Below are 26,913 nucleotides of genomic sequence, written 5' to 3' on the forward strand. Positions count from 1 at the left end.
GCTGGTGTTGAGAAGGTACCGCAGATATGTACTGGCTATTTTCATGCTGATTATCGTTGCTTCCATTATTGGTAACAGCGATGCGTCAGTCAGAATGGGAAGAGCAGTTAGGTGGAATAATGCTGGTCCGGTTAAAGAAGAAGGTGATACGCTTGCCGTTGATACCATCGGGAAATTACCCTATCCCTTCCGGGATAAAGGCCCCTTCGGAAATTCAGGACAACAGGATTCATCCGCCTTGTATCTTCACGATCCTTCTAATATGAAGAAGGAAGTGGAGTACGACCCTGAAACCGGTGACTATGTTTTTTACGACCGGATTGGCGACTTCAACTACCGGTTACCACGCACCATGTCGTTGGAAGAGTACCGTAACTGGGATTTTCAGGAATCCATCAAACGTTACTGGCGACAACGAATGGCGCAACAATCTTTCGAACAGCAATCGCAACTTATTCCACAGCTCAAAATCGGGGGAGAGTCCTTCAACAAAATATTCGGTTCCAACACAGTGAGTATCCGCCCGCAGGGGTATGTGGAGCTTAGCCTTGGAGTGCAAACCAACCGCATCGATAATCCGTCTATTCCCGAAAGGATGCGAAAGACCACAACATTCGACTTCAACGAGAAGGTGAACATGAATGTGGTGGGAAAAATTGGAAGTAAGCTGGACATGCGGGTAAATTACAATACCGAAGCGACTTTCGATTTCGAGAATAAAATGAAGCTTAATTATACCGGTGACGAGGACGAAATAGTGAAGAATGTGGAAGCCGGTAACGTATCGATGCCGCTTACCGGTTCGCTGATTACCGGCGGAACCAATCTTTTCGGGGTGAAAACTGATTTGCAGTTTGGCAAACTTTCCGTTTCAACGATATTTTCACAACAGAAGGGAGAGACCAAAACCATCGAGACGGAAGGTGGAGCGCAGAAAACGAAGTTCAAGATTGATGTAACCGATTACGATGCCAACCGGCACTTCTTCCTCGGGCAGTATTTTTACGATCACTACGATCAGGCATTGGCCAACCTGCCGGTTATCAATTCCGCCATTACCATCAACAAGGTGGAGGTATGGGTCACGAATAAATCAAATGATTTTAAAGAGTCAAGGAATATTCTGGCACTGACCGACCTTGGTGAGCGGGGAGCCAATCGCGAGAACCAATCCATCTCTGAATTTGGTGATACGCCCGGGCTTTCGTATCCGGAAAACGTTTATACGTTCAACGACGCCAACCAGATGTATAATTCCATGACATCTACCTATTCCGGTTTCCGGGATATTGCTCAATTGACGCAGGTGATGGCTCCGCTAGCCAGTCGTGGATTTGTTGCCGGCCGCGATTACGAGAAGATAGAGAATGCCCGCCGACTCTCTCCGTCTGAATATACTGTCAATAAGAAGCTGGGCTACATTTCGCTTAAATCGGCGTTGAATTCGGATGAGGTGTTGGCTGTTGCATATCAGTATACTGCGAACGGAAAAACCTATCAGGTTGGTGAATTTTCGACCGATGGAATTGATGCTCCCCAAACGTTGGTGTTGAAATTAATAAAAGGAACCAACCTGAATCCCAAATTCAAAAATTGGGATTTGATGATGAAAAACGTCTATAATCTGGGCGCTTATCAACTTTCAAAGGAAGATTTCAAGTTTGACGTGGAGTACCAGAACGATTCCACGGGTACCAATCTTAATTACCTGCCAACAGGTCCACTAAAGGAACAAATCCTGTTGAAAGTGATGAACCTGGATAACCTAAACAAACAAAATGATCCCTATCCGGATGGTTTGTTCGATTTTCTGGATGGCGTAACCATCGATGCAGCTACAGGACGCGTATTTTTTCCGGTAGTTCAGCCCTTTGGTTCGAACCTGAAAAAGCAGTTGGGAAGCGATCAGACAGCAATTGACCGTTACGTTTTCCAAAGCCTGTACGACGAGACCAAAACGGTGGCCGAGCAGGATGCTGAGAAAAACAAGTATCAGCTGGTGGGAAGCTACAAAGGAACTGCGAGTAACGAGATTTCGCTCAATACCATCAATGTCGCGCGCGGCTCGGTAAAAGTGACTGCCGGTGGACGCGAACTGACAGAGAATACTGATTACGTGGTCGATTACGCCCAGGGGACTGTGAAGATTATTAATCAGGGACTGCTTGAATCGGGAACGCCTATTTCGGTTTCCACCGAAAGTAGCAACTTGTTCAGTATGCAACGGAAAACGTTGTTGGGTACCCACATGAATTATGAGTTCAGTAAGGACTTTAATCTTGGCGGTACGGTGATGTATCTTCACGAAAAGCCGTTGACACAAAAAGTGAATTATGGCGAAGATCCCATTTCCAACACCATGTTGGGACTGAATGCTTCGTATAAAACTTCATCACAGCTTATTACGAATCTGGTAGATGCGCTGCCGTTTCTGGATACAAAAGCCGAATCGAAAGTGGCGGTGGACGCAGAATTTGCTCAGTTATTGCCCGGACACTCCAAGGTGATTTCGAATGAAGGTGCTGTGTATATTGATGATTTCGAGGGAACGAAAACCACCATCGACATGAAGACGCAGCATGCCTGGACCTTTGCCAGTACTCCACAGGGACAGGATATGTTTCCGGAAGGCGAACTGGTCGATAATCTGGCTAATGGTTACAACCGCGCGAAACTAGCCTGGTATGTCATCGATCCACTTTTGCAGCGGAACACGGCCACAACGCCGGAACACCTGATTCGAAATAAAGATCAGCGTTCGAGCAACTATGTGCGGGAAGTGTATCAGAGTGAGATTTATCCTGACAGACAGACACCTGTGGGACAGCCTACCAATATTCCGACACTTGATTTGGCATACTATCCTTCGGAAAAAGGCCCTTATAACTTCGATACGTATCCATCGGCTTATTCTGCGGGTGTTGCTTCTGATGGTTCGCTGAATCAGCCGGCGACGCGTTGGGGAGGTATTATGCGGCAGGTCCAAACCAGTGATTTTGAAGCGGCGAATATTGAATACATCGAGTTTTGGATGATGGATCCGTTTGCGGAAGATACGCTGCAGCAAAATCCCGGTGGCGATTTGTATTTCGATTTGGGAAATGTGTCAGAAGACATTCTTCGGGACGGAAGGAAATCGTTTGAAAACGGGTTGCCGGCCGATGGCAATTACGCGGCAACATGCGATACGACGGCCTGGGGAAGGGTTTCGCGGCAGCAGTCACTTGTCAAAGCATTCGATAATAATCCACAGGCTCGTCGTTACCAGGATGTTGGTTTGGATGGGTTGGATTCGAAGGATGAGGAGACATTCTACAAGACGTATCTCGACCAGTTAAAAGGATTGGTGAGTGACAGTGTGTTTGCGAAGTATTATGCCGACCCGGCCAACGATAATTTCCACTATTTCCGCGGAAGCGACTATGACGACGAAAGTTTGGGCATTCTTCAACGATACAAGGATTATAACAACCCCGACGGAAACTCGCCCACTTCCGATATGTCGCCGGAGCCATATAGTACGGCTGCAACTTCAATTCCGGATGCAGAAGACATCAACGATGATAACACGTTAAGTGAGAATGAATCTTATTTCCAGTATCACTTGAAGTTGGATCGGCAGGATCTGCAGGTAGGAAAAAACTTCATCGCCGACTCAAAAACAGCACGGGTTGAGTTGAAGAATGGTAAAACTTCGGAAATTACCTGGTACCAGTTCAAGATTCCGGTGAAACAACCAACCTCGACGATTGGTACTATCTCCGATTTTCGCTCCATCCGGTTCATGCGAATGTTCCTGCGTGGGTGGCAGAAGCCAGTAGTGCTGAGGTTTGCCACACTCGATTTGGTGCGCTCCGACTGGCGGATATACGAGAAAGATCTATCAGAGAACAACAGTGTTCCTTCTCCCGATACCAAATTTGAAATTTCGGCTGTTAATATCGAGGAGAATGCCAACCGGGAACCGGTGAACTATGTGCTTCCTCCGGGAATTAGCCGGGTGATTGACCCGGCCAACCCGCAAATCAGGCAGCTGAATGAGCAGTCGATGGTGCTGCGAACGCTGGATTTGCCGACCGGAGATGCCCGGGCAGCATATAAAACTACCACAGTGGACATGCGGCGGTATAAAACGCTGAAAATGGAGGTGCATGCTGAAGCAATCAAAGATCATGCGCTGAACGATGATGATCTGTCGCTCTTCATTCGCATCGGGTCGGATTACCGATACAACTACTACGAATACGAAATTCCTCTGAAACTGACGCCTCCGGGTTACTACAGTAATGATTCGCAAAACGACCGGTTCATTGTGTGGCCCGAAGCCAACCGAATGTATATCCCGCTCGATCTGTTGCCAAAATTAAAGCTCGAGCGGAATGCCAAAATGCGGCAAGCCGGTTCCCAGCTTTCGATGAATGATGTCTTTGAAAAGATTCAGAATGGTGTGAACAACAACCAGAATATCATCAAGGTAAAAGGTAACCCGAACCTGGGAGAAGTGACTTCGGTGATGATTGGTATCAGGAACAAGGATGGCAGTCCGCATCCGGGAAGTAAGTCGGTGGAAGTATGGGTCAACGAGTTGCGTCTGACGGATTTTGATGAGAAGGGCGGTTGGGCAGCCCTGGGCCGCGTTTCGGGTAACCTGGCCGATTTGGGAACCTATTCGTTTGCCGGAAGAACCAGTACGGCTGGCTTTGGAAGCATCGACTCGAAGATGCAGCAACGTAGCATGGAGGATAGTCATGAGTATGATGTTTCCACAAATCTCCAACTGGGAAAATTCTTTGGTGAGAAATCGGGTGTTCAGATACCAATGTATCTCGGCTTTTCAAAGGCTGTACAAACACCTGAATATTCGCCGCTCGATCCGGATGTGAAGTTAAAAGACGCGCTGGACGCTGCCGCAAATAAATCGGAAAGGGATTCGATCAAACGGATTTCGCAGGATTATACGACCCGTCGTAGTATCAACTTCACGAATGTGCACATCGATAAGCCCAACAAAAAAGGAAAACCCAAGGTCTATGATATTTCAAATTTCGCGGTAACCTATTCATTCAACCAGTATTATCACCGTGATATCAACACCACGAGGAATGAGACGCGTAATACTCGCATGCTGTTTTCGTACAACTACAACACACGTCCAAAGGCTGTGGAGCCCTTCAAAAATGTGAAACTATTTCGTTCGCCATGGTTCTCACTGATTCGTGATTTCAACTTTTATTATTCGCCCGAACAGATCTCTTTCCGTTCGGATATGAACAGGCGGTACAGCGAGCTACAGTACCGTAATATTACCAATCCCGATTTCATCATTCCTTCATCCTATGAAAAGGATTTCATTTGGGATCGTTATTACGATTTGCGTTACAGCCTTACCCGGAGCTTGAAGCTGGACGTTTCAGCTCAGAATACATCGAGAGTCGAGGAACCTTTGGGTGCCAGGTTAAATAAGAACCAGGATGAGTATGAGGCGCGGCGCGATACGATTATTCAGAGTATTCTCGACGGAGGTCGAAATACGCATTATCATCACACGGTGAATGCATCCTATACGTTGCCGATCAATAAAATCCCGTTACTGAACTGGACTTCGGCTTCTGCTCGCTATCAGTCAACATTCGACTGGGATACCGGGCCGATTACCAGCAGCGATTACCAGCTGGGTAATATCATCCAGAATTCGCGCTCGATGCAGTTTAACGGACAAGCGAACCTGGTTAATCTCTATAACAAGGTTCCTTTCCTGCGAAAAGTGAATCAGAAATATTCCGGCCGACGAAGAACCGGTGGAAGAAGACCTTCGCCAATGCGGCCTACCGGCGGAAATGGCAAAGAGGTCCGTTTTGCAGATAAAGGTCTTAATCTGAAGGCTGGTAAAGCCCGCTCCATTTTCCATAAACTGGGAACAAAAGAGGTGAGGGTTACTGTTACTGATGCCACTGGAAAACCCATCAATGGAGATGTGAAAGTGGTGAATGAAAACCGGGTGACCTTTACAGCACCTAAAGATTATAGCAACGCCAATGTGTTGGTTATTGGTACTCAGAAACCTTCTGCAAATATCGCCTTGAAGGTGGCAGAATACACGTCGCGTTTTCTGATGATGGTTCGCGATCTGAATATTTCCTACACACAAACCGATGGTACCGTTCTTCCGGGGTATTTGCCGAATACCAGTTATTTTGGATTGAATAATTATACTCCCGATGGCAGCACGGGTAATTCGCTGGCTCCGGGTTGGCCATTTGTATTGGGACAACAAGATCCGAATTTTGCCTGGAAAGCTATAGAGAATGGCTGGATGACCACGGACTCAGTTCAAAGCAGCCCGTACCAAATGACCCATAACAATACGCTGAATTTAAGGGCAAAGCTCGAACCGATTCCGGGATTGAAAATTGATTTGACGGCTAACCGGAGTTACTCCGAAAATTCATCGGAGTTCTATTTGTATGACGATCAGGATGGCTGGGGAGCGTTCAATAAAAACTACTACGGAAACTTTACCATGTCGGTAATCACGCTTGGTTCAGCGTTCGATAAGTTGGGAACCAGTGGTGTGCAGCAATCTTCCGCATGGGACAAATTCCGTGAATATCGGCATACGATTGCCAATCGGTTAGTCGCACAACGTGTTCCCAATTCAAATCAGGGATACGATCCAACGAAAATCGATCCGGAAACGGGTTTCCCCGATGGTTACGGACCAACTGCACCTCAGGTGTTGATACCGTCATTCTTTGCAGCTTATACGGGAACCGATCCGAATAAGGTGGCTCTCGATCCGTTCCCTTCGGCTAAACACATGATGCCGAACTGGCGGGTGCAGTATAATGGTGCCGCTAACAGTATTCCCGGTCTGAGGAACTTGATGAAAACATTGAGCATTTCACATGCGTACCGCTCTTCTTATAATGTGGGTTCGTTTATCAGTAACCTGAATTATGACCAGATTGGCGATGGTTTTAGCTATGTACGTGACTTTCAGAATAACTTCCTACCCCAAAATGATATTAATGCCATTAGTATTAATGAGTCATTCAGTCCGCTGTTTAACCTGGATGTAACCTGGCTGAATAACCTGACCACTCGTTTTGAGTACCGGAAATCGCGGAATTTAACGTTGAGTTTGACGAACAACCAGCTGACGGAGGTTTACAACAACGAAATGAGTGTTGGGCTTGGGTACCGGTTTGAAGATTTGAAGTTGTTCATTAAAACCAAGAATTCGCAAAAAACATTGAATAATGATTTGCAAATCAGGGCTGACTTTGGTTTGCGGAAGAATAAAACGGTCTTGCGGAAACTGGTGGAAGCAGATAATCAGCTCACCGCGGGCCAGCAGGCGATGACCATCAAATTATCGGCTGATTACAACTTGAGTGAGGCCTTTATTGTCCGGTTGTACTACGATCGCATCGTCAACAATCCGTTCATTTCGCTCTCTTATCCTACCGCCAATTCCAATATCGGTGTAAGCTTCCGGTTTACTTTGTCACAGTAGGTTTTCCGGTTAACCGGAAATATTTATTGCTCTGTTAATATGGTTCGCAGCGTTTTTACACTGATGAGTCCGGTTCCAAAAGCCAGTAGTATGCCACCTGTTAGCATGGTCAAATAACCCTGTAACCAGTTTTGCCATCCCGAGCAGAAAACGCCCAATGTAAATATGGCTATTGTGTAAAATAGTATCCTGAGAATAAGTTTGAAATCCGGTGTAAACCGGAAGAGATAATACACTAAAATAACCTGCGACAAAGCCATCACTGATTGCGTAATCAATGCGGCCCATGCTGCGCCGGCGGCCATCATTTTCGGTATCAGGAACAAGTTGAGGCTGAGATTCAGCATCACGCCTCCCGCGGCCAGAATGTTGAGTTGTGTCAACGTCCCTTTTGCTGTTAACAAAGTTCCGAAAATATAGGTAGTGGCTATCGAAATAAAGGTAAACATCAACAAGCCAAGGATGAGCGGAGATTGTGACGTGTGGTGGTGATATAACACCTCCATGATTTCGCGGCGGAAGAACCACGAAGAGAAAGCAAGTAATAAGGCCGGTGCAATGATCAGGAGAAATGAAAAACGCAACATCGGGCGAATGTCCTCTCGTTTTTTTAACATCCTGGAAAAGATAGGTAGCAACAGTCCGGCGAAAAGCACTCCAAAATTCGAAACTGCTTCCAACAGGCGGTATGCCTGCGCATAAATTCCGGCTTCTGTTTTTCCTTCTGATACTGGAAGCAACCGTTCAATGAGAACCGAATCTAATCGTGTATATAACGACATCAATAGAATCAGCAGTGCATATGGATAGGATTTCCGGAGAAAGATGATGAAAAAGGAACGATTGAAACTAAGTTTGATATGCCCGGAATAGTGTTTCACAACACCGAAAATGATGATAGAAGCCAGCAGATAGGAAAAAGTCTGAATGTAAACAAACCACTCAATTTGCATGGTATGGCCGGTTACATTGGTAAATAGAATAATGCTGCAAAATAAAATCATTAATGTACGATCGAGTATCGATAAGAGGCTATCCGTCCGGAACAGATGGAGTGCCGTTAAATTGGAACGGAAGTAGAGACTGAAGGATATGAAGATCTGATTCAGAATCAGGAATAGCAACAATGAAATTTGTTTGGCTGAATAGCCGATGATGAGGGCTACTATCATAGAAATAATGGCATAGACAGTAGCCAGTATAATTTTCAGGCCCGAAACATTGGCCAGGTGTTTATTCAGAAGCTGCGTGTGGCGGGCAATGTTCCGGTTATTGTAATTGGTAATTCCCAGGTCGGGAATCATGTTAAGTAACAAAGTGAAATTGAGCAGAGAAAAATAGAATCCGTATGATTCGGCTCCAACCATGTTTTGTACCGTACGGTCTATCCCGAATATCCAGAATGGCTTAATCAGTAGATTCAGGACGATCAGCAGAATCAGGTTGGTGACGAATTTCTTTTGCAAGGTTAATGGTTTTGCTTTAATTCAAAATTAATAAATTTTCTGTGCGAGGTTAGCTTAGGATAAATACCTTTGCTGTTTAAGCAATTCTATTTAACGGAATATGAATATTGTTGTGAATACAAGGTTGTTGCTTCCCGGAAAACTGGAAGGAATCGGTCGGTTTACGCATGAAACCCTGCGTAGAATCACGGCTAGCCATCCGGAACACCGGTTTTTCTTCCTTTTCGATCGACCTTATTCACACGAGTTTATTTATAGTTCGAATGTTACGCCGGTCGTTTTTGGCCCTCAGGCACGTCATCCGTTGCTTTGGTATTTGTGGTTCGAAAGAGTTGTTCCGCGCGTGCTGAAGGGGTTGAATGCTCATTTGTTTTTATCGACTGACGGATTTGCTTCGCTGCGAGCAAAAGTCCCGCAAACATTGGTGATACACGATTTGAGTTTTGAGCACCGCCCTCAGGATTTGCAGTTGTCTCATCGCTGGTTTCAGCAATATTTTGTTCCGCGTTATGCAAGAAAAGCCGAACGACTGGTCACTGTATCCTCATTTTCCCGGGACGATCTGGTTCGAAAATACCATATGCGGGAGGGGAAAATTGATATCGTTCCCAACGGCGTTAGCGAGATGTTTCAACCGTTATCTGGACCGGCTATCCGGAACGTTAGAGAAAAATATACGGGGGGTCGCCCCTATTTCCTTTTTGTTGGTGCCCTCCAGCCACGCAAAAATGTTGTAGGTCTTTTGCTCGCCTACGAACAATTTTGCCGGCAAACCGATGAAGAGGTCGATCTGCTAATTGTTGGCGGAGCGATGCATAAAACCCGTGAAATTGTTAAAACGCATCGCTCAATGAAATGTGGAAATAGGGTTCATTTTACAGGGCGTGTACCCGATGTGGAATTGGTACAATTGATGGGAGCTGCATTGGCTTTGACATTTGTTCCTTTTTTCGAGGGCTTTGGCATTCCGGTTATCGAAGCGATGGCTGCCGGCATTCCGGTTATTTGTTCCAATTCATCGTCATTGCCCGAAGTGGGCGGAGAATCGGTTTGTTATGCAACTCCGGAATCTGTTGATGACATTGCTGAAGCGATGATGAAGGTTTATACGGATCAGGATTATGCCGGAGACTTGATAATGAGTGGAAAAGAGCGATCGGAAAGTTATACCTGGGAACACTCGGCTAAATTATTATGGGAATCCATGATGAAAACGGTAGAAACTCCTTCCTGAAAAGGGAATTCATTATTTTTGAAACATGCTTGCATCGTTTTTACATGAGGGATTGGTTGAAGCTGGTTGTGATGAAGCCGGACGGGGTTGCTTGGCCGGACCAGTGTTTGCTGCAGCTGTTATCCTGCCTGCCGACTTCCGGAATGAGTTGCTGAATGATTCGAAGCAGCTAACAGAAAAAAACCGGTACCTACTAAGGGAAGTTATTCAAAAGGAAGCCATTTCCTGGGCCGTCGGTTCCTACGATAATACGGAAATTGACGAGGTCAATATTCTCAATGCCTCTATCTTTTCAATGCACAGGGCGTTGGCTCAGTTGAAAGTCAAACCGGATCATATTTTGGTCGATGGTAACCGCTTCAAGCCTTACCAGGATATTCCCCATACCTGTGTGGTAAAAGGCGATGGAAAGTATTTGTCAATTGCCGCTGCTTCCATTTTGGCGAAAACCTACCGGGATGATTTTATGCTTGCACTTCATCAGGAATACCCTTTTTATGCATGGAAACAGAATAAGGGCTATCCGACGAAAGCTCACCGCGAAGCGATCAAACAATACGGTATCACTCCATATCATCGCAAATCATTCCGGTTAACCGATGACCAGCTTTCTCTTAAATTTTGAAAGGATATTAAGTTAGTCTGCTCGAACTAACATAGGGAGCATACTAAATGCACTTCGCATCATGTGCGTGGCATTTTGTTTTGCAATGGTAGACCAAACCGCAAGCGGGGCGGATATTGTTCTGGTTTTCATTTTTCACTATCTTGAAGCAATAAGCTTTTCCCTAACTTAATTTCCTTTCCGTATGGATCAATTTTCGCTTTTTCGCAAGCCGATTACCTGGGTGATACTTGTGCTTCTTTCACTGGGTAGTGGAATCTTTGTTTACCGGAATTTTGAGAAAGCCAATCCGCTCGTACATGTCGATATTACCATGTCGCGCGATTCTGCACTGGCGATGGCTTCCAGGATGTCGCAGAAATTACGAATTGGTCCCGAGCGCTTTCGGCAGGCAGCCAGTTTTACCAACGATTACCGATTCCAGAACTACATAGAGCTGGAAGGCGGCGGTCTCGATACTTTTTCGGTGGTGATGCAGCGGGGAGATTACCATCCGTATCGGTGGGTAGTTCGGCAATTTCACGAATATAACCCACGGGAAGTAATGTTTCGGTTTACACCGGAAGGAAAACCATACGGATTTAAGGAAACACTTCCGGAGGATTTTAAAGGGGCAGCTTTGGATTCAGCCCGTGCCCGGTATGTTGCGGAAGAATCAGCAGAAAAGGACTGGTACGCGAATCTGGCTGATTATCATTTGGTGGAGCACTCCATTGAGGTTCTTCCCAGTGAACGAATCGATCACACCTTCGTATACGAGAATGATAAAAAGAGTATTGCCGACGGGAAATATCGGCTGAGGTTGGTCGTGAGCGGTGACCGGTTAACGGAATTGACTTGGTTTGTGAAAATTCCGGAAGCCTTCGACCGGAAATACGAGGAGATGCGCTCATCGAACACCACGCTATCTTCCATTGCCACGTTACTGATGGCACTGCTTTATGGTCTGGGTGGTATCGTAATTGGTTTGTTCTTCCTCATGAAAAGGAGCTACGTTTTATGGCGGAAAGCATTTATTTGGGGATTTTCCATTTGTTTCTTTTCGGTATTCCTGGTAGAGGCTAATCAGTTTCCGTTATCCTGGCTATACTACGAAACGTCGACCTCGGCTTCCAATTTTATTGCCAGGACGCTTCTTTATGGATTCTTGAGCGCCATCGGAATGGGAGCTTTGGTCAGTTTGTCAATTACCGCCGGCGAAGGTATGGGACGTATCGCCTTTCCGCGCCACGCTCAATTTTGGCATGTTTGGTCAAAGCGAGCGGGTAGTTCCAAACTGATTCTCGGACAAACATTGGGCGCATACCTTTTTATGGTAATTGTGCTGGCATTTGATGTTGCATTCTATATGTTTACTACCCGGAATTTAGGATGGTGGAGCCCGGCGGGAACACTTTCTGATCCGGATATTCTGGCTACTCCATTTCCCTGGCTAAGCCCGTTTTCAATATCGTTGCAGGCTGGTTTCTGGGAGGAAGCGATGTTTCGTGCCATTCCACTGGCAGGTATCGTTTTGCTTACGCGAAACTGGAAAAGCCATCGCTTCTGGGTGATTTTGGTGCTTATTTTGCAAACGGTAGTATTTGGATTGGGACATGCCAATTATCCCAATCAGCCATCGTATGCACGTGTTGTTGAAATGCTGGTACCGTTTGTGATCTTCGGGATTATATACCTGCAGTTTGGATTACTCCCGGTAATCATCACACATTATACGGTGGATGTTTTCTGGATCTCTCTGCCTCTCTGGGTTGCGAGTTCTCCAGGAATTTGGATCGACCGACTCATCATTGTTTTATTGTTTCTGACTCCTCTGTTCATCGTCTTGTTCTTCAGGGTACGAAATAAAAAATGGACCGAGTTGCCGGATACTTATCGAAATTGGGCGTGGCGGCCTCCGGAAGCGAGCGAAGAAGAACCGATTCACAGGTCAATGTCACCTTTTGCTGTTGAAACAGGCTCAGTGAAGAAACCGGTGTTTAGGTGGATTCTTCCGGTGGCTGTGTTTGGCGTTCTTTTATGGGCATTCTTCTCAAGGTTCAACCATGATGATGAGTCGATGACCATCAAGCGAAAAGCTGCTCTCAGTATTGCACAAAAAGAGATGGCGCAGCGAATCCCAATTGACTCGGCCAAATGGACAGTCGCTACAACTGTTCGGTCAGGAGGAACCGATCACCGGTTTGTCTGGCAGGAAGGAGGTCCTGATATTTATAAACAACTTCTGGGGTCCTTCCTGGAGCCTGCTCATTTTATGGTGAGATATATGAAAACAGAAGGTTCGGTGGAGGAACGGACGGAGGAGTTTCGGATTGGAATTTCAGGTAATGGAGAGCTTGAGTCTTATCGTCACGTATTTCCGGAAAAATGGCCCGGAGCTAATCTATCCAGAGGAGAAGCGACAGAGTTGGTCGATTCGTTGTTGCACGTAGAGTTTCAAACGCGGATTTTTCGGTTAAAGGAGGTATCGGTGACTCCGGAAAAACTGGATAAACGGACAGACTGGAAATTTACCTATGCCGATACAGCAAACTATCCTTTGCGAACAGGTGAAGCGCGTTTTCAAATTCAGCTTGCCGGCAACAAAGTTGCTTATTTTGGTCGTTCTATTCACGTGCCCGAGGAATGGCAGCGCGATCTCCGTGATCACGAGAGTAAATTGTCGGTTTGGCGTACCATCAGCTGGTTGATTTTGGTTGCTGTGATAATTGCGGGAATTGTTATTGGAATCGTTCGCTGGACAAAAGGCTATTTCTCGATCAGGCTATTCGGTATCGTGACCGTTTTCCTGACTGTTGTGAAGCTGTTGGCGGTGGCAAACGGATGGAGTCGGAGCCTTTATGCTTATCCCACCGGACAGGATTTTGGGAACTACATTACGGTCGCACTTATTTTTCAGTTGCTTGGACCTCTTTTCCTTGCTTTGGGTATGGGTGTTGTTGCGGGGATGTTGCCATATACAATTGTAGCTTCCGAACGTATTGATGTTTCATCGCGAAGGCAGTTTGGATTAGGACTATTGTTGGCAGGCATTATTGCTCTTCTACGTTACTTCAGACCTGAGCTTGCACCCTATATTCCATGGTTTGGTGCCGCAAACGATTATATTCCTTGGCTGGGAGCAGTTTTTCACAATATCGATAATTTCATATTATTGCCCGTTTTTGCCTGGTTAATAACCTTGGGATTAAACCGGATAACCCATATGGGTAAAAAAAGAAATGCTGCGGGTGTAATGATTTCATTGTTGATGGGACTATCAATTACAGGAAGCTCGCTGCATCAGTTTGCGTATATGGTGCCTGCGGGTGTTGTGGTTGGGCTGATGATTTGGGGTGTCTGGTATTTTGCATTCCGGTATTCTCCGTCAATCATTCCGGTTGTTATGGCAGGAATTTTGGTTCCTGAAGCTGTACGACAGGCTGTCATATCGGCGTATCCGGGCGCAATGACCGGTGAAATAGTAACATTGGTTGTTGGATTGATTATTGCAATTTTCTGGGGCCGTGAGGTGAGGAAAATTACGACTCAAGGGGATACTGTTTGAAAAACAGTATGGAAAAGATCTAAATAAAATTAAATTTGCGGGACAGTAAATCAAAAATTAAAAGATGAAGAAAGGTATTATCGTCCTTATTGCTTTTATCGCTACGTTTTCGGGTAGCGTAAAAGCCGATGAGGGAATGTGGCTGCCTGCTCTTGTTCAGAAGCTGAATATCGACAAGATGCACGCTATGGGGTGTGAGTTAACGGCAGATCAAATATACAGTATCAATCATTCCAGTCTGAAAGATGCCGTTGTGGCGCTGGACCATGGATCGTGTACCGGTGAGATGATCTCACCCGACGGGCTGCTGTTAACCAATCATCACTGTGGTTTTGACGAGATTCAGGCACACAGTACGGTGGAGCATGATTACCTGAAAGACGGATTTTGGGCGAAGTCAAGGGATCAGGAACTTCCTAATCCGGGAAAAACGGTTTCTTTCCTGATAAGCATTACCGATGTAACTGCTAAAATTGACAGTGCCCTGACTCCTGATATGGACGAAAATGCCAGGGAAACCAAAGTGGAAGAGATTGCTTCCAAACTGGAGAAAGCCGCTTCGGATGGTACCGATTATCAGGCTCGTGTTCGCAGCTTTTTCGAATCGAATAAATACTACCTGTTTGTTTACGAAACGTTCCGCGATATTCGGTTGGTTGGCGCTCCGCCGCAGTCTATAGGTAAGTTCGGTGGTGATACTGATAACTGGCAATGGCCACGTCAGACAGGCGATTTCAGTATGTTCCGTGTGTATTGCAGCCCGGATGGTAAACCTGCCGACTATTCGCCTAAAAATGTGCCTTTTCATCCCAAGCACTTCCTGCCTATTTCGCTGAAAGGTGTCCATAAAGGCGATTTTGCCATGATTATGGGATATCCGGGAAGAACTGAGCGGTACAAAAGTTCGTATGGAGTTGAGTTTACAATGAATGTGACCAACCAAGTGCGCATGAAGGTACGGTCCAAAAAATTGGCGATTATCAAAAAATATATGGAGACTGGCCCGAAAGCACGTATTCAGTATGCTTCGAAATATGCACGTAGTGCCAATTATTACAAATATTCCATTGGTCAGAATAAAGGTTTGAAGGCGTTGAATGTGATTAGTGATAAAAAAGCGCTGGAGAAACATTTTACGAACTGGGTTGATGAGGATACTGCACGTGAAGCAAAATACGGAAAGGCGCTAAGCCTCATTAAAGACGCTTACGAAAATACCGACGATGAAGTAGCCGGCGCTTATATGCGCGAAGCTTTTCTGCGCGGTCCTGAAATCTTTAGGTTGGCTATGCGGGCAAATGGCCTGTATGAGGTAATGAAAAACCAGCCGGAGAATAAGGATGCTATTCGTGCCATGTCAGCCCGTATTCAGGGTTCACTCGATGAATTCTTCAAGGATTACAATGCACCAACCGACCAGAAACTGGCGGCTGCCTTATCGAAAATTTATGCGGATAATGTCAATCCGAAGTATTATCCGGCTTATATAAACACCATCAGAGACAAATACAAAGGCGATTACAGCAAGTTCGCTGAGAAGATGTTCAAGAAAACCATTTTCAGTAATGAGGAATCGTTGAAAGCATTCCTGAACGCTCCTTCTTTGAAGGTACTGAAAAAAGATCCGGCATTTCAGGCTACAGAACAGATAATTGACGCGATGCGTGTTATTAACAGTGATAATATGACCACTGTTCCTGAACTGGAAAAAGGACGCCGATTATTTGTAGGCGGGTTAATGGAAATGGACAAAGGCCAGAAACTATATCCGGATGCCAATTCAACGATGCGGTTGACCTACGGTACCGTTGGTGGTTACAGTCCGCGTGACGGGGTGTGGTATAAATATTTCACGACGTTGGCCGGATATATTCAGAAAGATATCCCCGGCGACGATGAGTTTGACACACCACAGCGCTTAAAAGATCTGTATTACGCGAAAGATTATGGTCAGTATGCCGATAAAGACGGAACGCTGCATACCTGCTTCCTCACCAATAACGATATTACCGGTGGTAATTCGGGTAGTCCGGTTATTAATGCCAAAGGCGAACTGATTGGAGCTGCTTTCGATGGTAACTGGGAAGCTATGAGTGGAGATATCGCTTTCGAGCCTAAAATCCAGCGGACCATTTGTGTCGATATCCGGTTTGTTCTTTGGGTAATCGATAAGTATGCCGGTGCAACCAATCTGATTGATGAGATGACGATTGTTCGTTAACAAACGAATGCTCTAAAATATAGATAGATGAAAGGACCGGTTGTACGCCGGTCTTTTCTTTATGCATACATTTGCATTTATGACTGATGTGAAGAAACCCAATATTATTGTTTATACCGATGGCGCTTCCCGCGGAAATCCGGGACCTGGTGGTTATGGCGTTATTCTACAATCGGGGCGTCACCGGAAGGAATTATCAGAAGGTTTCCGGCTGACAACGAATAACCGGATGGAGTTATTGGCGGTGATTGTGGCCCTTGAGGCGTTAAAAGTTGAAGGAAGCCAGGTGACCATTTATACCGATTCGAAGTATGTGGCCGATGCAGTGGAAAAGGGGTGGGTTTTTTCCTGGGCAAAGAAACGGTTTAAAGGAAAGAAGAATCCTGATCTGTGGATCCGTTTTCTGAATATTTACCCGAAACACCAGGTGCGTTTTGTCTGGGTAAAAGGCCATGCCAATAATCCGGGAAACGAACGTTGCGACGAACTGGCTGTTGAGGCTGCATTGCAGTCAAATCTGAAGGAAGATACAGGTTATCAGCCTGAAACATAATTTTCGGAAAAACCTTGCCTCCATTTCTCAAAAGTAATTTACCTTTGCCCGCTGAAAAGTTATGAGATTATTATACGACATAGGAGTTCGGGGGTACAAGCTACTCATCAGGCTGGCATCGTTACGCAGCGAAAAGGCGCGCAAATGGTTGGATGGCCGTCGTAATATTTTCAGTCGGCTGAAAGAAGAATTACCGTCGAACAAATCCATCTATTGGTTCCATGTAGCCTCGTTGGGCGAATTTGAACAAGGAAGACCCGTGATTGAAGCCATCCGGAAAAAAGCGCCGGATGTGAGAATTTTACTTACTTTTTTCTCTCCATCTGGTTACGAGGTGCGTAAAAATTACGAGTTTGCTGATTACGTTTATTATCTCCCACTTGATACACCCTACAATGTCAAACGATTTCTGGATATCGTAAATCCGGAGAAGGCGTTTTTTGTGAAGTACGAATTCTGGTATCATTACCTTACTGCATTAAAAAAGCGCGGAATTCCTACGTATATCTTTTCAGCTATTTTCCGCCCTTCTCAAATTTTCTTCAAGCCCTGGGGAAGCTGGTACCGGAAAGCATTGCGCGCTTATAATCATATTTTTGTACAAAATCAGGAGTCGCTTGATTTGCTTAAGAAATTCGGTTTTACTAATGTTTCCCTTTCGGGTGATACCCGGTTCGATCGGGTTGGGCAGATTGCTGACGCAGCTCCCCGACTTTCGGTACTCGATGAGTTTGCTAGCGGAAAGAAACTCGTAGTTGCGGGAAGTACATGGAAAGCTGATGAAGCTTTACTCCTTGAATATATCAACTCGTCGGAACTCCCGGTTAAATATGTCATTGCACCACACGAGGTTTCCGATAAATCAATACAGCGCATTACCGAATCCCTCAATAAAAAATATGTCCGGTTTTCGAAGGCCGGAAACGGTGATTTGAAGGGGGCAGATGTTTTAATTGTAGATGGTTACGGGTACCTGACATCGGTTTACCGTTATGGAAACCTGGCTTATATTGGCGGAGGTTTTGGTAGTGGCATTCATAATATCCTCGAAGCGGCAACCTTTGGTATGCCCGTCGTTTTTGGCCCAAACCATGAAAAGTTTCAGGAAGCATTGGATTTGCTCGAGAAAAAAGCAGCTTTTTGTATTCACGATTACGAAGAGTTCAAATCGGTCATGGATGAGTACCTGAAAGACGACAAAAAATTGCAGGTTACTTCCGATTTAGCTAGTAATTATGTTTCACAGAGCCGAGGGGCTTCGGATGTAATTGTCCGGTATATTTTCAACTGATATTTCATAATTGTTTCATTGTTTATCCGGCATACAGAGCTATTCCGGAAGGAAAAATTTTGCTTCTGTTTTTTTGAATTTATTTCTGTTTTGGTCAACTTTTAGTAGTTATCAAAAATGTAAGTTGCACGTATACAGAAAACAAACAGGTGGAAGTTGATAACTTTTACAGGAAATGGAAAATAAAGTGTTCCATTCTTGCCACATGAAAAGTAAATTGCATATCGGATTAACAGCCTCGATTCCGGGCACGAAAAAATCCGACAGACAACCGAATTACGAAACCCAAATTTAGTTCACCATGGATTTGAAAGAAGTATCTTCAGGACGGTCGGCCGCGCACTCAAAAGTATACTCGACAGAGGACGCTTTTCAGGCGTCGCTGAAGTATTTTAAGGGAGATGATTTGGCAGCCCGCGTATGGGTGAATAAGTATGCCTTAAAGGACTCCTACGGAAATATTTTTGAATTAACCCCAGACGATATGCATCGTCGTTTAGCTAAAGAAATTGCGCGTATAGAAAATCGTTACCCTAATCCCCTCTCAGAAGAAGAAATTTATAGCCTGCTGAAAGATTTTAAATATATCGTTCCTCAAGGTGGCCCGATGACTGGTATTGGAAATGAATATCAGGTAGCTTCGCTGTCGAATTGCTTTGTCGTAGGCAATAATGCCGACTCGTATGGCGGAATCATGATGGTTGACCAGGAACAGGTTCAACTGATGAAACGCCGTGGAGGAGTTGGTCATGACTTGTCTCATATCCGGCCAGCCGGTTCACCGGTAAAAAACTCAGCTCTGACCTCTACCGGTATCGTACCGTTCATGGAACGTTTTTCCAATTCCACTCGTGAAGTGGCTCAGGATGGCCGCCGTGGTGCGTTGATGCTTTCGGTGTCGATTAAACACCCCGACTCCGAAAATTTCATCGATGCCAAGATGACGGAAGGCAAAGTGACCGGAGCCAATGTGTCGGTAAAGATCGATGATGAGTTCATGCAATCGGTTCGTGAAAACAAACCTTATACGCAGCAATATCCTGTAGAGAGTAAGAATCCGTCGTTTACCCGCGATATTAATGCCGGTGAGCTTTGGAAAAAGATTGTTCACAATGCCTGGAAATCGGCTGAGCCGGGAATTCTTTTCTGGGATACCGTGATCCGTGAATCGGTTCCGGATTCGTATGCTGATTTGGGTTACAAGACTGTTTCGACCAATCCCTGTGGTGAGATTCCGCTTTGCCCCTATGATAGTTGTCGGTTGCTGGCTATTAATCTATTCTCATACGTCGAGAAACCATTTACCAAGAAGGCCAAGTTCAATTTTGAGCTCTTCCGTAAGCACGTCCGTTATGCACAACGCATTATGGATGATATCATCGATTTGGAGCTCGAAAAAATTGAGGCCATTACCGGTAAAGTTGAATCGGATAAGGAAGATGGCGAAATCAAACGGGTAGAATCCAATCTCTGGAATAAGATTCGTGAAATGGCTATTAATGGCCGTCGTACCGGAATTGGGATCACTGCTGAAGGTGATATGCTGGCAGCTTTAGGACTGGTTTACGGAACCGACAATGCCATCGATTTCTCGGTAGAGGTACATAAATTGGTTGCATTGGAAGCGTATCGTGGCTCTGTATTGATGGCGAAAGATCGTGGTGCGTTCCCGATTTACGACGCGAATCGCGAAAAAGAGAATCCGTATATCAAGCGTCTGGCAGAAACCGATCCGGAGCTGTATAATGATATGGTGAAATACGGTCGTCGTAACATCGCTCTTCTGACCATTGCCCCTACCGGAACAACTAGTTTGATGACACAAACAACTTCGGGTATCGAGCCCGTATTTATGCCGGTTTATAAACGCCGCCGGAAAGTGAATCCTAACGATAAAGGCATTCGGGTTGATTTTGTAGATGAAGTAGGCGATAGCTGGGAAGAATACATCGTTTTCCATCATAAATTCAAAGACTGGATGGAAATGAATGGATATGATATAAATAAAAAATATTCAGATGAAGAATTAGATAAGATGGTAGCAAAATCGCCTTATTATAAAGCTACTTCCAATGATGTGGATTGGGTGGCTAAGGTGAAAATGCAGGGCCAGATTCAGAAGTGGGTCGACCATTCTATTTCGGTGACAATTAACCTCCCCTCAGATGTTGATGAGGAACTGGTAGGTGAACTTTATTTCACTGCCTGGGAAAGTGGCTGTAAGGGTGTTACAGTATACCGCGATGGTTCCCGTTCAGGTGTATTGATTTCGGCAAAAGACAAGACTGAGAAAAAAGGTGTTTTCTCGACAAAACGTCCGGAAGCACTCGAAGCCGATGTGGTTCGCTTCCAGAATAGCAAGGACAAGTGGATTGCCTTTATCGGACTTATCGATGAGCAGCCTTACGAAATCTTCACCGGATTGGCAGACGACGAAGATGGAATTTTGCTTCCCCGTTCGGTTACCCGTGGAAGTATTATTAAAAGTAGGGACGAAAACGGAATTGCGCGTTACGATTTCCAGTACATTAATAAGCGTGGATACAAAACAACGATTGAAGGACTTTCATACAAATTCAATCCGATATTCTGGAATTATGCCAAGTTGATTTCCAGTGTGCTGCGGCATGGTATGCCTATCGAGAAAGTGGTGGATTTGGTAACCAGCCTTCAGTTCGATATTGATACAATTAACACCTGGAAGAATGGTGTAGCCAGAGCATTGAAGAAATATATCCCCAACGGAACATCTGTTGATGGTGCAACTTGTGCTGGTTGTGGCTCTGAAAATGTAGTCTACCAGGAAGGTTGCCTGATTTGTAAAGATTGTGGCTCTTCGAAATGCGGTTAAACGCAAATGTTCATAAAAATAAAGAGAGGTTCCCTTTTGGAGAACCTCTTTTTTGATTATGGTTATTGTTGTCGTATTCTTTCGGATAGTGCACTTCCTAAATGTTCGAGGAAAACAGCTGTAAAAGGAAATGCTGTTTTGTATCCTTCAGAACGGACGAAAATTTTAAAACAGGTAAAGCTGATGGGAATCTGCTCAGGCTGCAATGTCTGAAAAAGCATCGTCCAGAATATCCGGATAGATGGTACCAAACTGATCATAACACCAATCTCTCAATTCTTCCAATTCCTTTCCATTGTCATTCGTCCAGCCAATGCATTTCAGTAGCTCTTTTTCAAAAAGCTCCTGACTGAAACTTACCTTCGGTAAGATAACTTTTGCGTATTCCATCATAGTGTTTCAATTTTAAAAGAACGTGGTACAGAATTTTCATTCTCTTCCTCAAGATAACAAATCAGAGCGAAAAATCAGGTATGCAATCACAGCTTTTAATCTATTTTAACAATGTCATTTTTCGATTCAAAGCTGTGTTTCCGGTCATCTAATTTTCCTCCGGAAGACGAATAAAATCAACAAACTTTTTCACATTCTGCGAAATAGAACCTTCGTTCGAGAGGGCCTTGATGAAGGCACTTCCCACAATGGCTCCGTTACTATAACGGCAAGAATTAACAAAAGTTGTGTTGTTGGAAATTCCAAATCCGATCAGGCGGGGATTCTTCAGGTTCATTTCCTGAATGCGTTTAAAGTAAGCCTCCTGATGTTGGGTTACGCTCGATTTGGCACCTGTAGTGGATGACGAGGAAACCATGTAGATAAATCCGTTCGAGAGTTCATCGATTTTCCGGATACGTTCATCATGGGTTTGCGGTGTGATAAGGAAAATGTTCCGGAGGTTATTCTGCTCGAAGTAAGTCCGGTATTCGTGTTCGTAAACTTCCAGCGGCAAATCGGGTAAGATGATGCCATCAATGCCAATTTCATTTGCCTTCCGGCAGAATTCTTCAACGCCGTATTGAAGTACATTGTTGAAATAGCCCATCAGCACCAGTGGTAGTTTTACCTTCTGGCGAATATCTTTCAGTTGCCCGAATAGCAATTTCATCGACATGCCATTTTTCAATGCTTTGTCCGAGCTTTTCTGAATGGTTGGTCCGTCGGCAACCGGATCAGAAAACGGGATTCCTATTTCTATGAGATCGGCACCGCTTTTCTCCAGTTCAATAATTACTTCTTCTGTATCCTGAAGCTTGGGATAACCGGCCGTGAAATAAACCGATAATATGTTGTTTTGCTTCTCTTTAAAAAGCTGATTGATGCGATTTTCCATCTTGTTAATCTTTCGTTTCGATGTTCATCTATTGCTTGGCGTGAAAATGCTTCAGGTACGTTTCCATATCCTTGTCTCCACGGCCCGAAATGTTCACAACCACTACTTCGCCGGAAGTAAATTTTAGTTTCTCCAATGCAGCTAGCGCATGCGCTGATTCCAGCGCCGGAATGATACCTTCTTTCTCTGTTAGGTTGTAAGCTGCTTCGAGTGTTTCTTCATCGGTTACGCTCATAAATTGGGCACGGCCGGTTTCATACAGATTCGCATGCATTGGCCCTATGCCCGGGTAATCGAGTCCGGCAGAAATAGAATAGGGCTCAATTATCTGTCCGTCTTCTGTTTGCATTAGCAAACTCTTACTACCGTGAAGTACACCGGTTTTTCCAAGGGCAGTTGTTGCCGCTGATTCGCCGGTATCGATACCTTTCCCGGCTGCTTCCACAGCAATTAGTTTCACCGCCTTATCATCCAGAAAATGATAGAACGCTCCGGCTGCATTACTCCCGCCACCAACACATGCAATAACAGCATTGGGTAACTCAAAGCCTGTCTTTTCTTTCAGTTGTTGCCGCATTTCCTGACTGATGATAGCTTGAAAGCGAGCCACCATATCGGGATAAGGATGCGGGCCAACCACCGAACCAATAATGTAGTGGGTGTCTTCCGGATGGTTAATCCAATCGCGAATGGCCTCGTTGGTTGCATCTTTCAATGTTTGGTTGCCGCTGTAAACCGGACGGACTTCTGCGCCAAGCATTTTCATCTTCTCTACGTTGGGTGCTTGCCGCGATACATCGAGGGCTCCCATATAAACAATGCACTGCAATCCTTCGCGGGAGCAAACTGTCGCGGTGGCTACACCGTGCTGACCGGCTCCTGTTTCAGCGATGATGCGATGTTTCCCTAGTCGTTTTGCCAGTAAAATCTGACCAACGGTATTATTGATTTTGTGAGAACCGGTGTGGTTCAAATCTTCTCGCTTCAGGTAAATTTGTGCTCCGTATTGTTGTGACAAACGGTTGGAAAAATAAAGTGGTGAAGGTCTTCCGACGTAATCGCGGAGTAAATCGGTGTACTCCTTCCGGAATTCTTCGCTCTCAATAATTTCGAGATACCGGTTTCGGAGCTCATCCACATTCGGATACATCATTTCCGGGATAAATGCCCCGCCAAACCGTCCGTAATAGCCATTCTGATCTACATGATAACTCATGATATCTGATTTATTTCTTGTGTTCGTTATAGATAATCGGAATAAGATCTTTTTGTTCCCGTATTGTTCTGGCGAATAGTCGCGATGAATCGTTTGAGCGCCTCGATGTTTTTGAGCGCCGGTTCGGTTTCAAAACCACTGTTCACATCTACTCCGTAAAGTCTGGGATGTTGCAAGTTGCTTATGATTTCCGCATCGGTCGGACCAATACCGCCACTCAGGAAAAACGGTGTTTCGCCTGTGTATGCATCTAGTAATTCCCAGTTGAATTTCCGTCCGGTGCCGCCCAGCAGTTCGCCTTTGGTGTCGAACAGGAAGAAATCGCAGTTTCCGGTATATGGTGCTGTCTTCGTAAAATCAAAATCGTTGCCAACACTAAAAACCTTGATGACCGGAATTCCCAATTGCTTCAGGCGTGCGCTGTATTCGGGTAATTCATTGCCATGAAGCTGAACCAGTTCGAGTTTGTTGTTCCGGAACTGTTCCAGCAGCGATTCGAATGGCTCGTCCACAAAAACACCCACTTTTTGAATAAAAGTCGGGACCAGGTCAACCGCCTCGGGAGCAATTTGCTCGCCCACATACCGCTTCGATGTCGGGTAAAATATGAAACCAATATAGTCGGGGCCAAGCTCCACCAACTGACGGATATTCTCCGTCTCCCGCATCCCGCATACTTTAATTTTCATCGTTTCAGTTGATTTATGAATTCCCGGCAAGCTTCCGCCGGATGTTCCTGTTTCATGAAATTCTCGCCCATTAAAAAACCATGGAAACCGCTTTCGCGGAGATAATCCACCGTAGCCGGATCGCTGATGCCACTTTCGGCAACTTTTACCGCTTCTGCAGGAAGCTTCTCCAGCATCCGGATGGAATGTTCCAGGTCGACGGTGAAATCTTTCAGGTTTCGGTTGTTGATGCCAATCAAATCGACGCGCGGATCGACCTTCTGCAGTTCTTCTTCGGCGTGCAACTCAAGCAGTACTTCCAGTCCGAGTTTGTGAGCCAGTGTGGTAAAGTGCTCGATTTCTTCCTTTTCCAATACGGCAGCAATCAGCAGAATGACGTCGGCTTTTGTTACACAAGCTTCGTAAATCTGGTATTCATCTACCATAAAATCCTTCCGCAACATCGGCGTATCCGGATTGGCTTCTCTTGCTTTCGCAAAGTCGTTCAGGCTTCCGCCGAAATAGGTTTTGTCTGTCAACACCGAAATCCCGCTGGCTCCGGCTGCTGTATAACCTTCAGTGACAACCTCCGGCTCAACCTTATCGTTGATGATTCCTTTGGACGGGGACTTCCGCTTGAATTCGGCGATAATTCCGGAAGATTCCGGATTCCGTAGCTGTTCCTTTAGTGAGTTTCCTTTTCGGTTAGAGGGAATCTGTTTTTTCAGTTCCTCCAGCGAAACGTGTTTTTTCACCTCGGCAACTTCCTTTTTCCGGTTGGCTACTATTTTGTCCAGGATTGTCATTTCTGAATCTCCATCAGTTGGGTAAATACTTTCAATGCCTTTTTCCCGGCTAGCGACGAACGGGCTTCCTCGATGCATTGCTCAATACTTTTCTTCGGTTCGATGCAATGCAGGGCCATGGCTGAGTTGGCGATGACAGCTGAGTTTTGTGCTTCTGTGCCGTTGCCGTTTAATACATCGGTGAATATTTTTGCCGTACCCGGAATATCTCCGGTGCTGGCCAGTTCGTCGGGGCTTACTTTTGGCAAACCGATGTCTGATGGACTCAACAGTCGGTCGACGTAATTAGTTTGCATCTTGAAATCACCGGTGAGTGAAATTTCATCGTATCCGTCGAGGCTGTGCAGAATGCAAAAGTTTTTGTCTGATTTTTGGTACAAATAACTGTACATGCGGCCCAGCTCCAGACTAAAAACGCCGACCATCTGGTTCTTCGGCTGACTGGGATTCACCATTGGGCCCAGCATGTTGAAGAAGGTTTTAAGTCGCAGTGCACGGCGTACCGGCGCTACATTTTTCATAGCCGGGTTGAACAGTGGTGCGTGCAGGAAAGTGATGCCACAACTGTCGAGTTCTTTCCGTAACCGGTCGGCATCGTTGCTGAAGCGGTAGCCCAGGTGTTCCATCACATTGGAAGATCCACAGCTTGACGAAGCGCCGTAGTTACCGTGTTTGGCGACCTTGGCTCCGGCTCCTGCGACGACAAATGCCGAGAGGGTGGAAATATTGAATGTATCTTTTCCATCTCCTCCGGTCCCACATAAGTCGATGGTTTCAAAATCGGAGAAGTCAACCGGGATACGAGTTTTCAAAAGTGCATCGCGAAAACCTTCCAGCTCTTCGATGCTGATGGTGCGCATATTGAATACCGTGATGAAAGCCGCAATTTCAGCATCGGTGTATTTCCCTTCCGTGATTTCCAGAAGAATGGCTTCTGCCTGTTCGCGGGTGAGTTTTTTATATTCGAATAGGTAATTGAGTATCTCTTTCATGATCATATCTTTCTTTTTTCACGAATCGCATTAATGATGAATCCAGTTTTCCAGAATTTTCATTCCCATGGGTGTTAACACCGATTCGGGGTGGAACTGCACACCAACCATATCATAAGTCTTGTGCTGAAACGCCATGATGCGGCCCAGTTCATCCTCGCATGTAATTTCCAATTCTTCAGGGAGGTTTTCTTTTTCCACTATCCATGAGTGGTATCTACCGGCATCGAAGTTTTCCGGGACACCGTTGAAAAGATAAGATGGCTTAATCTGGATAATTGGGGTAGACACACCGTGTAACACGTTGTCCATGTTTTTCAGCCTGGCTCCAAAACTTTCAGCAATGGCCTGATGTCCCAGACAGACTCCTAAGAAGGGTTTCTTTCCGGCATATGTTTTAATGATTTCAGGCATCAGACCAGCTTCTTCCGGAATTCCCGGGCCGGGAGAGAGGACGATTTTATCGTATTCATTCAACTCTGGCAGCTCAATTTCATCATTCCGCTTCACAATAACCGTTACGCCCTCAAATTTTCGAAGCGCGTGCACCAGGTTGTAGGTGAATGAATCGTAATTATCGATAACTAATATCTTCAT

General features: G+C 45.4%; 16 protein-coding genes. 8 read left to right on the forward strand and 8 right to left on the reverse strand.

Translation table 11 applies throughout. From position 1 onward, the window contains the following. Nucleotides 1-7: 7 nt before the first annotated feature. Nucleotides 8-7,516, forward strand: coding sequence for a T9SS outer membrane translocon Sov/SprA (sov, locus tag T426_RS22435; protein ID WP_027585199.1), 7,509 nt, complete (start codon nucleotides 8-10; stop codon nucleotides 7,514-7,516). A gap of 23 nt (nucleotides 7,517-7,539) precedes the next feature. On the opposite strand, the gene T426_RS0101895 is transcribed toward sov, so the two are convergent. Continuing rightward, entirely contained in the window at nucleotides 7,540-8,982 is a 1,443-nt protein-coding gene (locus T426_RS0101895; protein WP_025862847.1) for an oligosaccharide flippase family protein, read from the reverse strand. A 100-nt stretch (nucleotides 8,983-9,082) separates the two neighbouring features. Here T426_RS0101895 and T426_RS22440 point away from each other — a divergent pair, with 100 nt between their 5' ends. From T426_RS22440 to T426_RS0101935, 7 genes are all read left to right on the forward strand, one after another. After that, nucleotides 9,083-10,216 carry a glycosyltransferase family 4 protein gene (locus tag T426_RS22440; protein ID WP_025862848.1) on the forward strand — a complete coding sequence of 378 codons (1,134 nt, stop codon included), beginning with the start codon at nucleotides 9,083-9,085 and terminating at the stop codon, nucleotides 10,214-10,216. Nucleotides 10,217-10,241: 25 nt separating this feature from the next. Continuing rightward, nucleotides 10,242-10,841, forward strand: a complete 600-nt coding sequence (locus T426_RS0101905; protein WP_025862849.1) for a ribonuclease HII — start codon at nucleotides 10,242-10,244, stop codon at nucleotides 10,839-10,841. A gap of 184 nt (nucleotides 10,842-11,025) precedes the next feature. Continuing rightward, on the forward strand, nucleotides 11,026-14,388 hold the full coding sequence (locus tag T426_RS0101910) for a CPBP family intramembrane glutamic endopeptidase (RefSeq protein ID WP_025862850.1): 3,363 nt from the start codon (nucleotides 11,026-11,028) through the stop codon (nucleotides 14,386-14,388). A 64-nt stretch (nucleotides 14,389-14,452) separates the two neighbouring features. Further along, nucleotides 14,453-16,609, forward strand: a complete 2,157-nt coding sequence (locus T426_RS0101915; RefSeq protein ID WP_027585200.1) for a S46 family peptidase — start codon at nucleotides 14,453-14,455, stop codon at nucleotides 16,607-16,609. A gap of 79 nt (nucleotides 16,610-16,688) precedes the next feature. After that, nucleotides 16,689-17,162 carry a ribonuclease HI gene (rnhA, locus tag T426_RS0101920; RefSeq protein WP_027585201.1) on the forward strand — a complete coding sequence of 158 codons (474 nt, stop codon included), beginning with the start codon at nucleotides 16,689-16,691 and terminating at the stop codon, nucleotides 17,160-17,162. A gap of 61 nt (nucleotides 17,163-17,223) precedes the next feature. Further along, nucleotides 17,224-18,453: a 3-deoxy-D-manno-octulosonic acid transferase gene (locus T426_RS0101925; protein ID WP_025862852.1), complete on the forward strand. Its 1,230-nt coding sequence runs from the start codon at nucleotides 17,224-17,226 to the stop codon at nucleotides 18,451-18,453. Between the two features lie 301 nt (nucleotides 18,454-18,754). Then, entirely contained in the window at nucleotides 18,755-21,304 is a 2,550-nt protein-coding gene (locus T426_RS0101935) for an adenosylcobalamin-dependent ribonucleoside-diphosphate reductase (protein ID WP_027585202.1), read from the forward strand. 195 nt (nucleotides 21,305-21,499) lie between these two features. Here T426_RS0101935 and T426_RS0101940 read toward each other — a convergent pair whose 3' ends face one another. The 7 genes from T426_RS0101940 to T426_RS0101970 form a co-directional block, all read right to left on the reverse strand. Continuing rightward, nucleotides 21,500-21,697: a hypothetical protein gene (locus T426_RS0101940; RefSeq protein ID WP_025862853.1), complete on the reverse strand. Its 198-nt coding sequence runs from the start codon at nucleotides 21,695-21,697 to the stop codon at nucleotides 21,500-21,502. Between the two features lie 148 nt (nucleotides 21,698-21,845). Then, the gene (gene trpA, locus T426_RS0101945) at nucleotides 21,846-22,634 is read right to left on the reverse strand and encodes a tryptophan synthase subunit alpha (RefSeq protein WP_025862854.1); all 789 of its coding nucleotides are present in this window, start codon (nucleotides 22,632-22,634) and stop codon (nucleotides 21,846-21,848) included. A 28-nt stretch (nucleotides 22,635-22,662) separates the two neighbouring features. Continuing rightward, nucleotides 22,663-23,850 (reverse strand): tryptophan synthase subunit beta, encoded by a 1,188-nt coding sequence (gene trpB, locus T426_RS0101950; protein WP_025862855.1) that lies wholly within the window; start codon nucleotides 23,848-23,850, stop codon nucleotides 22,663-22,665. 26 nt (nucleotides 23,851-23,876) lie between these two features. Further along, nucleotides 23,877-24,539, reverse strand: a complete 663-nt coding sequence (locus T426_RS0101955) for a phosphoribosylanthranilate isomerase (protein WP_025862856.1) — start codon at nucleotides 24,537-24,539, stop codon at nucleotides 23,877-23,879. Next, complete coding sequence (trpC, locus tag T426_RS0101960) at nucleotides 24,536-25,324, reverse strand: indole-3-glycerol phosphate synthase TrpC (protein ID WP_025862857.1); 789 nt, start codon at nucleotides 25,322-25,324, stop codon at nucleotides 24,536-24,538. Before trpC ends, T426_RS0101955 begins: the two co-directional genes overlap by 4 nt. Further along, nucleotides 25,321-26,316 carry an anthranilate phosphoribosyltransferase gene (gene trpD, locus T426_RS0101965; protein ID WP_027585203.1) on the reverse strand — a complete coding sequence of 332 codons (996 nt, stop codon included), beginning with the start codon at nucleotides 26,314-26,316 and terminating at the stop codon, nucleotides 25,321-25,323. The genes trpC and trpD overlap by 4 nt, the downstream gene beginning before the upstream one ends. A 30-nt stretch (nucleotides 26,317-26,346) precedes the next feature. Then, complete coding sequence (locus tag T426_RS0101970) at nucleotides 26,347-26,913, reverse strand: anthranilate synthase component II (RefSeq protein ID WP_025862858.1); 567 nt, start codon at nucleotides 26,911-26,913, stop codon at nucleotides 26,347-26,349.

Origin of the sequence: Prolixibacter bellariivorans ATCC BAA-1284, from assembly GCF_000621705.1 — a bacterium.
GTDB lineage: Bacteria > Bacteroidota > Bacteroidia > Bacteroidales > Prolixibacteraceae > Prolixibacter > Prolixibacter bellariivorans.